This window comes from Roseiarcus fermentans, from assembly GCF_003315135.1.
GTDB lineage: Bacteria > Pseudomonadota > Alphaproteobacteria > Rhizobiales > Beijerinckiaceae > Roseiarcus > Roseiarcus fermentans.
Genome location: NZ_QNRK01000053.1, coordinates 25,746 through 38,665, shown reverse-complemented (window position 1 = coordinate 38,665; position 12,920 = coordinate 25,746). Strand labels below are relative to the sequence as shown.

General features: G+C 71.1%; 11 protein-coding genes. 6 read left to right on the top strand and 5 right to left on the bottom strand.

Going from position 1 to position 12,920, the window contains the following annotated elements:
• The coding region (locus DFR50_RS32695; RefSeq protein WP_210209075.1) for a hypothetical protein at positions 1 to 221 on the top strand (221 nt) is incomplete at its 5' end.
• Between the two features lie 91 nt (positions 222 to 312).
• Here DFR50_RS32695 and DFR50_RS29450 read toward each other — a convergent pair.
• From DFR50_RS29450 to DFR50_RS29435, 4 genes are all read right to left on the bottom strand, one after another.
• Positions 313 to 1,230, bottom strand: a complete 918-nt coding sequence (locus DFR50_RS29450; RefSeq protein ID WP_113893600.1) for a polyprenyl synthetase family protein — start codon at positions 1,228 to 1,230, stop codon at positions 313 to 315.
• Positions 1,227 to 2,192 carry an Hsp33 family molecular chaperone gene (locus tag DFR50_RS29445; RefSeq protein ID WP_245428219.1) on the bottom strand — a complete coding sequence of 322 codons (966 nt, stop codon included), beginning with the start codon at positions 2,190 to 2,192 and terminating at the stop codon, positions 1,227 to 1,229. Before DFR50_RS29445 ends, DFR50_RS29450 begins: the two co-directional genes overlap by 4 nt.
• Positions 2,193 to 2,559: 367 nt before the next feature.
• Positions 2,560 to 3,501, bottom strand: coding sequence for an ornithine carbamoyltransferase (gene argF, locus DFR50_RS29440; protein WP_113893596.1), 942 nt, complete (start codon positions 3,499 to 3,501; stop codon positions 2,560 to 2,562).
• 1 nt (position 3,502) lies between these two features.
• A complete protein-coding gene (locus tag DFR50_RS29435) occupies positions 3,503 to 4,711 on the bottom strand; it encodes an aspartate aminotransferase family protein (protein WP_245428218.1) in 1,209 nt (402 codons plus the stop codon).
• Between the two features lie 470 nt (positions 4,712 to 5,181).
• Between DFR50_RS29435 and DFR50_RS29430 the strand changes: the two genes are divergently transcribed.
• The gene (locus DFR50_RS29430) at positions 5,182 to 5,733 is read left to right on the top strand and encodes a GcrA family cell cycle regulator (RefSeq protein ID WP_113893592.1); all 552 of its coding nucleotides are present in this window, start codon (positions 5,182 to 5,184) and stop codon (positions 5,731 to 5,733) included.
• A 189-nt stretch (positions 5,734 to 5,922) separates the two neighbouring features.
• Here the strand turns inward: DFR50_RS29430 and DFR50_RS32400 are convergent, their stop codons facing one another.
• A complete protein-coding gene (locus DFR50_RS32400; RefSeq protein ID WP_170153443.1) occupies positions 5,923 to 6,096 on the bottom strand; it encodes a hypothetical protein in 174 nt (57 codons plus the stop codon).
• Between the two features lie 178 nt (positions 6,097 to 6,274).
• On the opposite strand from DFR50_RS32400, the gene DFR50_RS29425 reads away from it, so the two are divergent.
• From DFR50_RS29425 to DFR50_RS29410, 4 genes are all read left to right on the top strand, one after another.
• A complete protein-coding gene (locus DFR50_RS29425; protein WP_170153442.1) occupies positions 6,275 to 8,632 on the top strand; it encodes a glycoside hydrolase family 31 protein in 2,358 nt (785 codons plus the stop codon).
• Positions 8,633 to 8,964: 332 nt separating this feature from the next.
• Positions 8,965 to 9,822 carry a formyltetrahydrofolate deformylase gene (gene purU, locus DFR50_RS29420; RefSeq protein WP_113893588.1) on the top strand — a complete coding sequence of 286 codons (858 nt, stop codon included), beginning with the start codon at positions 8,965 to 8,967 and terminating at the stop codon, positions 9,820 to 9,822.
• A 67-nt stretch (positions 9,823 to 9,889) separates the two neighbouring features.
• A complete protein-coding gene (locus DFR50_RS29415; RefSeq protein WP_113893586.1) occupies positions 9,890 to 10,756 on the top strand; it encodes an NAD(P)-dependent oxidoreductase in 867 nt (288 codons plus the stop codon).
• 256 nt (positions 10,757 to 11,012) lie between these two features.
• Entirely contained in the window at positions 11,013 to 12,908 is a 1,896-nt protein-coding gene (locus DFR50_RS29410) for a hypothetical protein (protein WP_147262966.1), read from the top strand.
• Positions 12,909 to 12,920: the final 12 nt, after the last annotated feature.

The following is a 12,920-nucleotide window of genomic DNA, read 5'->3' as shown; positions in this document are numbered from 1 at the left end:
CTCTCATGGATGGCTCCGCTGCAGTTGGTTTCGACAACCCAACTTTGGCACACAAATGCCGCGAGGGGGCCATCCACCCCATCATCGCGAGGAGCCCGAAGGGCGACGCGGCGATCCAGGGGCAGTCTGCACCGCCGGCGCCGCAGCGCTGGACCGCGCAGGCGGCAGGCGTCGGCGTCCTGGACTCCTGGATCGCCACGTCGCTTCGCTCCTCGCGATGACGAAGGCCGCGCGCTGCGTCGCCACCGAAGCGCCTCACCCGCCGTCATCGCGGGGAGCCCGAAGGGCGACGCGGCGATCCGGCGCCCGCCGTCAGCTCTTGCGCGCCGCCACGAACTCGGCCGTCGCCTTCAGCGCGTCGCCCGCCTCGCCCAAGCGCGCCGCGTCAACGGCCGCCTTCGCCTCGGCGACGAGGTCCGCGAGCTTTCGCCGCGCTCCGTCGATGCCGAGCGCCGCGACCAGCGTGCCCTTGTGGCGTCCGGCGTCCTTGCCGGCGCGTTTGCCGAGCGTCGCCGTGTCGCCCTCGGCGTCGAGCAGGTCGTCGGCGATCTGGAACGCCGCGCCGATCACGGCGCCATAGGTCGACAGCGCCTCCGCGGCGGCTGCGCTCGCGCCGCCGAGGCGGGCGCCGGCCTCGACGCTGAAGCGCAGCAGCGCGCCGGTCTTCATCGCCTGGAGGAGCGCGATCGCGCCGGTCGAGAGCGGCGTCTCCGCGGTTTCGGCGGCGAGGTCGAGCGCCTGGCCGCCGACCATGCCGGCGGCGCCGGCGGCGCGGGCGAGGCTCGCGCACAGCGCGGCGCGGGTCTCCGCGTTCGAGTCCGTCGCCGGATCGGCCAAAATCTCGAAAGCCGCGGTCTGCAGCGCGTCGCCCGCCAAAATGGCGGTCGCCTCGTCGAAGGCCTTGTGGGCGGTCGGCCGGCCGCGTCGCAGGTCGTCGTCGTCCATCGCCGGCAGGTCGTCGTGAACCAGCGAATAGGCGTGCAGGCATTCGATCGCCGCGGCGGCGCGCACCGGCCCGGCGTCGCTTCGCCCGAGCGCGCGGGCGGTCTCGATCACCAGGAAGGCCCTGAGCCGCTTGCCGCCGCCGAGGGTGGCGTAACGCATCGCCTCGAGCAGGCGGCGGGGACGCGCGGGCTCGCCGGGCTTCGGCTCGAACGCCAGTTCGGAGTCGAGCGCCGCTTCGACCGCCGCGGCGGCGGCCGCGAGCCGCGCCTGAAACATTGCATTCATGGGGAGGACACGCCGTAGTCAGCGGGATTGAACACGCGCTTGGTCGAGCAGAATTCGCAGGTGACGCCGATCATGCCGTCGTCGCCGACCATGTGCGCGATCTCCTCGGGCGGAAAGCTGCGCAACATCGCGTCGACCCCCTCGGCGGAGCAGCGGCACTGGGCCGCCAGCCGCGTCGGCTCGAACACGCGCACGCCGCGCTCGTTGAACAGGCGGAACAGCAGCCGCTCGGCCGACAGCGTCGGATCGATCAGCTCATGGGCCTCGGTGGTCGAAGCCAAAGCCTTCGCTTCGGTCCAGGCGTCGTCCTCGTCGAGCCTGTGCGGCTCGGTTCCCTCGGGCGCGTCGCCGGGATGGAAGTCCGCCCGTCGGCCGGGACCGGCCGAGGGCAGGTGCTGGACGATCAGGCCGCCGGCGCGCCACGACCGCCCGGCGGCCGTGACCGTCTCGCCGACCGCGAGCCGCACCAGGGTGGGGATCTGTTCCGACCGCTCGAAATAGGAATGCGCCGCGGCCTCGAGCCCCAGCCCCTCGAGGGCGACGACGCCCTGATAGCGCGACAGGTCGCCGCCGGGATCGATGGTGAAGGCGAGGTGGCCGTGGCCGACGAGGTCGTCGCCGGACGCGGCGCGCGCCACCCGCGCCCGGTCGAACCGCGCCAGCGCCCGCACGTTCGAGGGCGCGTCGAAGTCGACGAGCAGCATCGACACCGGCCCGTCGCTCTTGGTCTGCAACTGGAACCGGCCCTCCTCCTTCAGCGTCGAGCCCAGGAGGATCGCCAGCGTCGCCGCCTCCGCCAGCAGCTTCGACACCGGCTCGGGATAGCCGTGGCGCTCGAGCACGGCGTGGATCGCGGGACCCAGCCGCACCAGCCGGCCGCGCGTGCTCAGACCCTCGACCGCGAACGGCAGCACGATGTCGTCGACGGCCTCGGCCGACACCGTCCGCACGGGCGCGCTCACGGCTCGACTCCGAGGCGCCGGGCGAGCGCGCCCTTCTGGGCATGAAGACGGTTTTCGCTCACGGCTCGACTCCGAGGCGCCAGGCGAGCACGCCCTTCCGGGCATGAAGACGGTTTTCGCTCACGGCTCGACTCCCAGGCGCCAGGCGAGCACGCCGTTCCGCGTATGACGGCGATTTTCGCTCACGGCTCGACTCCGAGGCGCCACGCGAGCACGCCCTTCCGCGTATGAGGGCGATTTCGCTCACGGCTCGACTCCGAGGCGCCAGGCGAGCGCGCCCTTCTGGGCGTGGAGACGGTTTTCGCTCACGGCTCGACTCCGAGGCGCCAGGCGAGCGCGCCCTTCTGGGCGTGGAGACGGTTTTCGCTCACGGCTCGACTCCGAGGCACCAGGCGAGCACGCCCTTCTGGGCGTGGAGACGGTTCTCCGCCTCGTCCCACACAGCCGAGCGCGGACCGTCGATCACCTCGTCGGTCACTTCCTCGCCGCGATGGGCGGGCAGGCAGTGCATGAAGATGGCGTCGGGCGCCGCGCCGGCCATCAGGCCGGCGTTGACCTGATAGGGCGCGAGCAGGTTGTGCCGCCGCCCCTCGTCCTCGTCGCCCATCGACACCCAGCAGTCCGAGATGACCGCCGCGGCGTCGGCGACCGCGGCCTGCGGATCGTCGCCGAGCCTGATCCGGGCGCCGGCGACCCTCGCCGCAGCGAGCCGTTCGGCCGGCGGCTGCAAGTCGGGCGGGCAGGCGATGTCGAGGGTGAAGTCGAAGCGCGCGGAGGCGTCGATCCAGGACGACAGGACGTTGTTGTAATCGCCGCTCCAGGCCACCTTGCGGCCGCGAATCGGACCCCGCCATTCCTCGAAGGTGAGGATGTCGGCCATCACCTGGCAGGGATGCGACTGCTTGGTCAGGCCGTTGATCACCGGCACGGTGGCGTGCGCCGCCATCTCCAGCATCTCGTCCTGGCTCAGGATGCGGGCGACGATCGCCTCGACATAGCGCGACAGGACGCGCGCGGTGTCGGCGATGGTTTCGCCGCGGCCGAGCTGCATTTCTGCGCCGGTCAGCATGATCGTCTCGCCGCCGAGCTCGCGCATGCCGACGTCGAAAGACACCCGGGTGCGGGTCGACGGGCGGTCGAAGATCATCGCCAGCGTCTTGCCCGCCAGCGGCCGCCACTCCTGCACCGCGCCCTTCCTGCGGGCGCGCTTGATCCGTTCGGACGTGTCGAGGATGCGGCGGAGCTCTCCGGCGGAAAGGTCGAGGAGGCCGAGGAAATGCCGCGGCGCGGCTTGCACGGCTGCGTTCATGTCATTCGACCGCGACGGCCGGTCGCCGCTCCAGCGCGGCGCAGGCGGCGCCGAGCCGCCGCACCCCCTCCGCGATCTCCTCCTCGTTCACCACGAGCGGCGGAATGATCCGGACGACGTTGTCGCCGGCGGGAATGACGAGCAGCTTCTGCGCGAGCGCGGCGGCGGCGAAGTCGCCGGGCGGGACATGCAGCTTCAGGCCGACCATCAGCCCCTCGCCACGCACCTCGTCGACGATCCCGGGATGGCGGTCCTTCAGTTCGGCGAGGCGCTGCCTGAGCAGCAGGCCGAGACCGGCGACGCGATCGAGGAAGCCGGGGGCCAGTACGATGTCGAGCGTCGCATTGCCGATCGCCATGGCGAGCGCGTTGCCGCCGAAGGTCGTGCCGTGGACGCCGGCGGTGAGGCCGCGCGCGGCGTCGGCGGTGGCGAGGCAGGCCGACATCGGGAAGCCGCCGCCGAGGCCCTTGGCGGAGGTGAGAATGTCGGGCTGGACGCCCGAGTGCTCGTAGGCGAAGAACCGCCCGGTGCGGCCGACGCCGGTCTGCACCTCGTCGAAGATCAGGAGCAGCCCGCGCCGGTCGCAGAGGGCGCGCAAGCCGCGCAGGAAGGCGGGCGCGATGACGCGCACGCCGCCCTCGCCCTGGATCGGCTCGATCATGATCGCGGCCGTCTCGGGGCCGACGGCGGCCTCGACCGCCTCGAGGTCGCCGGCCGGGATCTGGTCGAACCCCTCGACCTTGGGCCCGAAGCCCTCGAGATACTTCTTCTGCCCGCCGGCCGCGATGGTGGCCAGCGTGCGGCCGTGGAAGGCGCCCTCGAAGGTCAGCACGCGATAGCGCTCGGGATGGCCGTCGATCCACTGGCGCCGGCGCGCCATCTTGATCGCCGCCTCGTTGGCCTCTGCGCCGGAATTGGTGAAGAACACCAGATCGGCGAAGGTCGCGTCGGCGAGACGGCGGGCGAAGCGCTCGCCCTCCGGCGTCTGGTAGAGGTTGGAGACGTGCCAAAGTTTCGAGCCCTGACGGATCAGCGTCTCGACCATGTGCGGATGGGCGTGCCCGACCGACGTGACCGCAATGCCGGCGCCGAAGTCGAGATAGCGCTCGCCGGCGGTCGAAACGAGCCAGCATCCCTCGCCGCGATCGAAGGCGACGTTCGCGCGGGCGTAGGTCGGAACGATCGCAGAGGGCGCCTGAACGGAATCCACGTCAAGAACTCCTTGAATCCTTATTCGCAGTTTGCAGCGGCCGGGGGAACGCAAAATAAAAACGCCGCCCCGCTGGGGCGGCCGCCGAAACCGCGGCGAATATAGCGGAAACGTCCGGATTTGGTCAATTGACCCGCGTTGGAAACCACCGGCCGGAGTGCGCTTCCGGCGCCGCCGCGCGGGTCCGGCTAAAGCGTTGAGCCGACTCGGGCAATCGCTCGCGCCGCGTTCGATCGCGCCGGCCCCCGCCACGAGACCTGTTGAAAAGCCGGGCCTTTCGCGCGCTCCGACTCTTGCGCCCGATTCAACGAGTAGTGTAGCGTTCTCCTCGATGGCCACGAGATGTCGTGGCGACGGTTTCATAGAGCGTGATGGTTCGCGTTTCGCCCGGCGAGGCTGCTCGCCGGCGCCAGCGCCGGATTCCGCAACGCGTCGCGCTTTGACGCAGGCACGAGACCAACGAGGCGACAATGTCTTGGACGGACGAACGAGTGGAGCAGCTGCGGCTGGCGTGGATGGAAGGCAAGAGCGCCAGCCAGATCGCCAACCTCCTCGGTCACGGGCTCACTCGAAACGCGGTGATCGGCAAGGTGCACCGACTGGGCCTCGCCGGGCGGATCAAGGCCCCGAACGCGGCCGCGGGGCAATCGCGCGCGGTCGCGGCGCCGCAGGAGGCGCGCGCGGTCGCCCAGTCTCGTCCCGCGGCCGCCGCGCCGGTGCCGGCGGCGCGGATGGTGCGCGGCGCGACCGCGCTCGCCATTCAGCCTCAGTCTCAGACGCTGACCGAGACGCAGCCGGAGGAGATCGAGAGGGTCGTGCTGCCGATGTCGGCGCGCGTCACCATCGTCGAACTGCGGGAGTCGATGTGCCGCTGGCCGCTCGGCGATCCGACCAGCTCGGACTTCCGCTATTGCGGCTCGCCGACCCACGCCGGGCCCTACTGCTCGCACCACGGCGGCCTCGCCTATCAGCCGACCGACGCGCGCCGACGCGACCGCGACCGCCGCCTCGCGCTGCGCTGACGGGGGGAGTCCGAAGGAACCGGCCGGAGCGCGAGCCCGCGCGGGGGCGGGGTCGCCCGACCTTCGGACACGATTGATTTCCCCGCCGCGCCGAACCGACAGGCATGGCCCGCCGCTCCTCGTTGATCCCCCCGCGAGCGGCGGCGGACCGCGACGCTTCGGCGACAATCGAGTCGAACGCCCGCCGCCTCATGCGCCGGGAAGGCGCACGGTCGAAACGTATCCGGACGGATAGATCACCCGCACCTGGGCGACGTGGGCCGGCGGCGCCGTCAGCAACGGGAAACCGGCGCTCCTCGCGTCGGCCTGAAGCTCGCGGACGACCTTGTCCGAACGGTCGAGAAATTGCACCCGGTACTGCATCGTTCGCCCCATCGAGAGAGGAAGCGGGCTCCCCGGCCCGCTGAGCCACCATGGACCCGGGAGCGCGGTTGCGCTGTGAGCCGGATCACCGCGCGCGATGTTCGCCGCTGCGGCGAGCGGCGCGGCTTGCGGCGCGACCGCCTTTCGGGCCAGCCTGTCCGGCCAAGGAGCCCTCTCGATGAAGCCGATCCTGCGCGCCCGCCTCGCCGCAGCCGACGCGCAGGGCGTCGTGCTCGACTGCGGCGACGGCGCGGCGATGCGGATCGTCGCGCTTCGGGACGACCTCGTGCGGGTGACCCTGTTGCGCGGCGGAACCCTTCGCCAGACGCGCACCTGGTCCGTCCCCGCCCATGGCGAGGCCGACACCGACTGGGCCGGCCGCGACCGGCTCGACGATTCTTCGTGGCCGGCCGTCGCGACGGACATCGCGGCGTCGCCGGCGCAGGTCACGCTCGCCACGCGCGCGCTCAGCCTCACCGTCACGCTGGACCCCTTGCGGCTGGACTGGGCGCTGCCCGACAGGACGGTGTTTGCGAGCGACCGCGAGACCCAGCCCTACTGGCTCGGGCAAGGGACCCATGCCTTCAAACACGCAATGGCCCGCGCCGAGGGCGACCGGCACTACGGCCTCGGCGACAAGACCGGGCCGCTCGACCTCACCGGCCGGCGGTTGCGCTGCGCCATGCGCGATGCGCTCGGCTACGACCCCGAGCGCGGCGATCCGCTGTACAAGGCCTGGCCGTTCCTGATCGTGCGCGACGGGCCAAGCGGCGTCGCGCACGGCCTGTTCTATGACAATGGCGCCGAGGGCGCGTTCGACCTCGGCTGCGAACACGACAATTACTTCGGCCGCTATCGAACCTACGAGGCCGAGGACGGCGACCTCGACCTCTATCTGATCCTCGGTCCCCGTCTCGCCGACGTCACGCGTAAATTCGTCGCGCTGACCGGCCGGACCGCCCTGCCGCCGCGCTGGTCGCTCGGCTTCGCCCAGACCGCGATGGCGCTCGCCGACGCGCCCGACGCCCAGGCGCGAATCGAGGGCGTGATCGACGCGGCCAGGGCGCACGACATCCCCGTCTCCGCCTTTCATTTCGGCTCGGGATACACCTCGATCGGCGGGAAGCGCTACGTCTTCACCTGGAACCGCGCCAAATTCCCGGCGCCGGAGGCGCTGATCCGCGCCTTCCACACCGCGGGCATGAAGGTCGTCGCCAACGTCAAGCCCTGTCTGCTCGACGACCATCCCCGCTACGACGAGGTCGCCGGGCTCGGCGCCTTCGTCGCCGGCGCCGACGGCGCGCCGCTCCGGTCGCGGTTCTGGGACGGCGAGGGCGCCCACGTCGACTTCACCAGCCCGGCCGGCGTCGCATGGTGGAAGGAATCCTTCACCCGCGAGGTCCTCGACGTCGGCGTCGACGCGGGGTGGAACGACAACAACGAATACGGCCTGTTCGACGACGAGGCGACCGCCGCCGGCTTCGGCCAGCCGACGCCGCTGGCGCTGCTGCGCCCGGTCGAGGCGTTGCTGATGACGCGCGCGACCCGCGAGGCCCAGGTGGCGGCGAAGCCGGGCGTTCGTCCGTTCACCGTCTCGCGCGCCGGCGGGCCGGGCCTGCAGCGCTACGCCCAGAGCTGGAGCGGCGACAACACGACGAGCTGGCGGTCGCTGAAGTGGAATTTCCGCGCCGGGCTCGGCATGGCGCTCTCGGGCCTCTACAACATCGGCCACGATATCGGCGGCTTCGCCGGTCCGCCGCCCGACCCGGAGCTGCTGATCCGCTGGACGCAGGCCGGGGTCCTGCATCCGCGCTTTCTCATGAACAGCTGGAAGGCCGACGGCGTCGTCACCTCGCCGTGGCTGCACCCCGAGGCGCTGCCGGCCATTCGCGCCGCCTTGCGGCTGAGATTGCGGCTGATGCCTTATCTCTACAGCGCCATGGTTTCCGCGCACGAGGCGCACGTCCCCGTGCTGGCGCCGACCTTCTTCGCCTTCGAGGACGACCCCGAGACCTTTGCCGACGCGGACGCCGCGATGTTCGGCCCGTGCCTGCTGGCCGCGCCGGCGTTGCGCCAGGGCGCGCGCGCGGTCGAGGTCTATCTGCCGGCGGGGCCGGAGAGTTTTCGCGATGTCTGGACCGGGCGGGTCTATGCGGCCGGCCGGCGCGCGACGATCCCGGCGCCGCTCGACCGGCTGCCGCTGCTCGCGCCGGCCGGGGCGATCGTCGCCGTGACCGACAGCGGCGACGATTACGCCCGCCTGCACGACGAACCGTCGCGGGCGCTGCTGGTCTTTCCGGGCGGCGGGGAGGGTTCGTCGCGCGCCGTTCTCGTCGAGGACGACGGCCTCTCGCTCGCCGGCCCCTCGACCCGCGTCGCCGTCGCGCTCGGCTGGACGGCGAAGACCGTGCGCGTCGAGGTGTCGGCGAACGGCGACTATCGCCTGCCCTGTTCGCAGATGCGGGTGATCCTGCCGGAAGACGATCGGCGACGCGTGGAATTGCGCGGGGTGGACGGGATCGGGCTGCGGATCTAACGGTTGCAGCCCGGCTATTGGGCGCACTCGCCTCGGCGATCCGGGCCCGATCGCCCGGCCTGCGTGACGAACGCGCGCGCCGCGGCAACGGGGCAGTTGATTTTGGACGGATTTTGGCGCCTAACCCGCTGAAATCGCCGCAAGGCGCCGAAACTGCGATCCGCGAGCCAGGCCCGGTCGGCCTGGGCGGAGCCTCGTTTGGCGCCGCAAGTCCTTGACAAAGCGAGGAACCGACTCGGGATAGGCGCGCCCGCCGCATGGCGGCCGCGCCGGCCGGAGCCGGATCTGTCGCAGCGCCGAGGGACAGGAATCGCCGGGAGCCTAGGGGCCGCATGAAGCGTCACATTCTCACCCTGTCCTGCCCCAACAAGCCGGGGATCGTCGCCAAAGTCTCGGCCGTGCTGTTCGACGGCGGCTTCAACATTCTCGACGCGCAGCAGTTCGACGACACGCTCACCGGAACCTTTTTCATGCGCGTCGTGTTCAACCCGGCCGACGGCGACGGCGACGTCGCGGGCCTGCGCACGGCCTTCGGCGAGCTCGCCGAGGCGTTCCACATGATCTGGTCGATGCGTCTGGCCGCCCACCGCAAGCGCGTGGCGCTGATGGTGTCGAAGTTCGACCATTGCCTCGCCGACCTTCTCTACCGCTGGCGCGCGGGAGAATTGCCGATGGAGCCGGTCGCGATCCTCGCCAACTATCCGCGCGAGACCTACGCTCACATCGATCTCGACGACATCCCGTTTCACTACCTGCCGGTCACCCGGGAGACCAAGATGGAGCAGGAGCACGACGCGTGGGAGATCCTCAAGGCGTCGAAGGCCGACGTCGTCGTGCTGGCGCGCTACATGCAGATCCTGTCCGACGGCTTCGCCGCCAAGCTCAAGGGGCGCTGCATCAACATCCACCATTCGTTCCTGCCCGGCTTCAAGGGCGCCAAGCCCTACCATCAGGCGCACGAGCGCGGCGTGAAGCTGATCGGCGCGACGGCGCATTTCGTCACCGCCGACCTCGACGAGGGCCCGATCATCGAGCAGGATGTGGAACGGATCAGCCACCGCGACACCCCCGACGTGCTCGTGCGCAAGGGCCGCGACATCGAACGGCGCGTGCTCGCCCGGGCGCTGGGCCACGTTCTCGAGGACCGCGTCCTGGTCAACCACGGCAAGACGGTCGTCTTCCCCGACTGAGGGCGCCGGAGGGTTTCATCCGCCGCCGGTCCGACCCGGATTCGGCGTCCAGCAACGGGACTTCAAGATGAGCGACGTCGCATTCCTCGGCCTCGGCGTGATGGGCTTTCCCATGGCGGGCCACCTCGTCAAGGCCGGCCACGACACGGTCGTGTTCAACCGCACCTCCGCCCGCGCCGCCCGCTGGGTCGAGACGTTCGGCGGGTCGAGCGCGCCGACCCCGCGCGAGGCCGCCCGCGACCGCGCGCTCGTGTTCGCCTGCGTCGGCAACGACGACGATTTGAGGTCGGTCTGCCTCGGCGAGGACGGCGCGTTCGCCGGGATGCGCGCTGGCGCCGTGTTCGTCGACCACACGACGGCCTCTGCGACCGTCGCCCGGGAACTCGCGGCGATCGCGAAAGCCCATGGGCTCGGTTTCGTCGACGCCCCGGTCTCGGGCGGGCAAGCCGGGGCGGAAAACGGCAAGCTGACGGTCATGTGCGGCGGCGAGCCCGACGCCTTCGCCCTGGCCGAGCCGGCGATCGCCGCCTATGCGCGCGCCTGCCGGCTCATGGGTCCGGTCGGGGCCGGGCAATTGACCAAGATGGTCAACCAGATCTGCATCGCCGGCCTCGTGCAGGCGGTCTCGGAAGGGATCCGCTTCGCCGAGGCCGCCGGTCTCGACCCGACGATGGTCGTGGACGTGATCTCCAAGGGCGCGGCCCAGTCGTGGCAGATGGACAACCGCCACGCGACGATGATCGCCCGGCAATTCGACTTCGGCTTCGCGGTCGACTGGATGCGCAAGGACCTCGCGATTTGCCTCGACGAAGCGCGGCGGAACGGCGCGCCGCTCCCGGTGACGGCGCTCGTCGACCAGTTCTACAGCGACATCCAGGCGCACGGCGGCGGCCGCCTGGACACGTCGAGCCTCATCTCGAGGCTCGACGTGTGACGGATCGGCCGCCGCGCCGGCGCGGGAAGAGCCGCTCCTGCGCCCGGCCGCGGGCCGCCTCGACGGCGAAAGGCGCGCCAGACATGCAATGTCCATGGCCGCAGGGCCGAAATGCCGCGGATCGGCGCTGCCTCCACTATTGGCAGCGGCTCGCCGGTCGGCTAAGGAGTGCGGCGCTCGAACCTTCGCGAGCCGAGGTCCCAGTCCCAATTCTTGACGTCAGGCGCGGAGCCATATGGTGATTGACGGAGGCTCGATGTCCGTCGAAGAACGGGCGTCTCCCGAGCATACCCTGTCGGCATGGGATTTTTCCAGCCTTCACGGGTTCCAGTTCGTCGGCGCGAAGGACGGACCCGTGGAAGGGGAAGCGTCCGACGACGAGCAGCGCCGAACGGCGCTGGCCATCGAACTCGACGCGAGGGCGGCCCGGTTCCACCAGGCGGTCGATTCCTCGATCGTGCTCGCCAGCGACGGCGCGATCCGCTGGCTCGGCGACCCGATCGCCAGACTCGCCGCCGGCGACGACCTTCTCGCGCCGCGCACGATTTTGCTCGCCGACCCGGCGATGTCCGTCGACGCGCAGGCGATCGTCGCCGCCCGACTCGACCTCTGGCTCGCTGCGACTGTCCAGCGCCTGCTCGGGCCGCTGTTTTCACTGCGGTCCATGCAGGAAGGCTCCGGGCCGCTGCAGGATCTGGCCGCCAGGATCGCCAACGCGCTGGGCGTGCTGGAGCGGGAGCCGGTTCGGGGCATGGTCCGAGGCCTGGATCAGCCGTCCAGAGCTGTGCTGCGCAAGCACGGCGTCCGGTTCGGCTCCTATTATCTTTATGTTCCCTCCACCCTTCGACCGGCCGCGCGCGCGCTGGCGCTGCAACTCTGGTGCCTCGCGAAGGGAGGCGAGGATTTCAACGCCGCGGCCCAGGGGCTGATCCCGATGGCTTCGTCCGGCCGGACCTCTGCGCCTCCGGACGCCCGCGTCAGCGGCGAGGCCTACCGCGTCGGCGGCTTCCGGTCCTGTGGCGACCGAGTCGTGCGCGTCGACATCGTCGAACGCCTGGCGGACATGATCCGGGCCGGGTCGGTCCTGCGCGTCGTCGGATCGGACGCCGGGCCGGCGGCGTTTCAGGTCACGAGTCAGATGACCTCGCTGACCGGCTGTTCCGGGGAGAGCTTCGCCTCGATCCTGAAGGCGTTGGGATTCGAGAGCCTTGACGTCCCGCGCAGCGGGATCGTGTGGCCGGCGGCCGCGGCTCCGGCTGCGGCGGTCGAGGCGGCGGCCGCTGCGGAGCCGAGTTCGGCCCCGGAGGTCGCGAGCGACGGCGCCGATCCGGCCGAGACCGGGCTCGCGCCGACGGACGAAGCGATCACGGGTCTGGCCGACGAGGCCGGATCTGCGACGGACGGCGGCGACGCCGCGTCCGCGGAGGACCCGCCCGCGGCTCCGCCCGACCTCCGGTCCGCCGCCGAGGATTCGAGCACGGCCGAACCCGGCGACGAAGCCGCCCCGGATCCGGCCGAAGACTCCGGCGACGCCCCCGAGACTGCGGCCGATGCATCCGCCGCCGAGGACGTCCCGACAACCGATCCGGGACACGACGACGACATCCCGCCGCCGGCCGACGGGCCTGCGGATGACCCCCCCGAGCCGGCGAACTTGGCGTCCGAACCGGCTGCGGAGGCGGCGACCAATGCGGTCGCCGAACCGGCTCCGCCGGCGACTGGAGACGACACGGTCACCATCTGGCGATTCGTGCGTCTGCCGACGCCCGGTCATCAGAGGCGTCCTCGCTCGTTCCGGCGCAAGTCGCCTGCTCCCGGCGAGCGTCCCGCCGGCGAACGTCGTTTTCAACCCCAACCGCCGGACTCCACCGCGCCCCCGCCGGAAGCGGCCCCTGCAGCCGACCGGTCCGCCGAGGCCGCCAACCCGAGGGAAAAGCGTCCGGCGCGGTTCGAGAAACCGTTTCACGGCAAGCGGAGGCCTTGGGAGGCGGAGAAGACTCAACGGCCCGCGCAGGACAAGCGCGAGGGCCGATCGGGACCGGAGGGCCGCCCCGGAGGGGACAGGAAAGCCGCGATCGATCCGATGTCCCCGTTTGCGAAGCTGATGGAATTGCGCTCGATCCTCGAAGCGGAGAGCAAGAAGCGGAAGTGACGGGTTCCGTGC

Excerpts from the sequence above, each read along its gene's own strand:
- argF (WP_113893596.1), bottom strand. The coding sequence starts at position 3,501 with ATGAACGCAGCCGTGCAAGCCGCGCCGCGGCATTTCCTCGGCCTCCTC.
- purU (WP_113893588.1), top strand. The coding sequence starts at position 8,965 with ATGAAGCGTCACATTCTCACCCTGTCCTGCCCCAACAAGCCGGGGATC.
- DFR50_RS29425 (WP_170153442.1), top strand. The coding sequence starts at position 6,275 with ATGAAGCCGATCCTGCGCGCCCGCCTCGCCGCAGCCGACGCGCAGGGC.
- DFR50_RS29415 (WP_113893586.1), top strand. The coding sequence starts at position 9,890 with ATGAGCGACGTCGCATTCCTCGGCCTCGGCGTGATGGGCTTTCCCATG.
- DFR50_RS29410 (WP_147262966.1), top strand. The coding sequence starts at position 11,013 with ATGTCCGTCGAAGAACGGGCGTCTCCCGAGCATACCCTGTCGGCATGG.
- DFR50_RS29450 (WP_113893600.1), bottom strand. The coding sequence starts at position 1,230 with ATGAATGCAATGTTTCAGGCGCGGCTCGCGGCCGCCGCCGCGGCGGTC.
- DFR50_RS32400 (WP_170153443.1), bottom strand. The coding sequence starts at position 6,096 with ATGCAGTACCGGGTGCAATTTCTCGACCGTTCGGACAAGGTCGTCCGC.
- DFR50_RS29430 (WP_113893592.1), top strand. The coding sequence starts at position 5,182 with ATGTCTTGGACGGACGAACGAGTGGAGCAGCTGCGGCTGGCGTGGATG.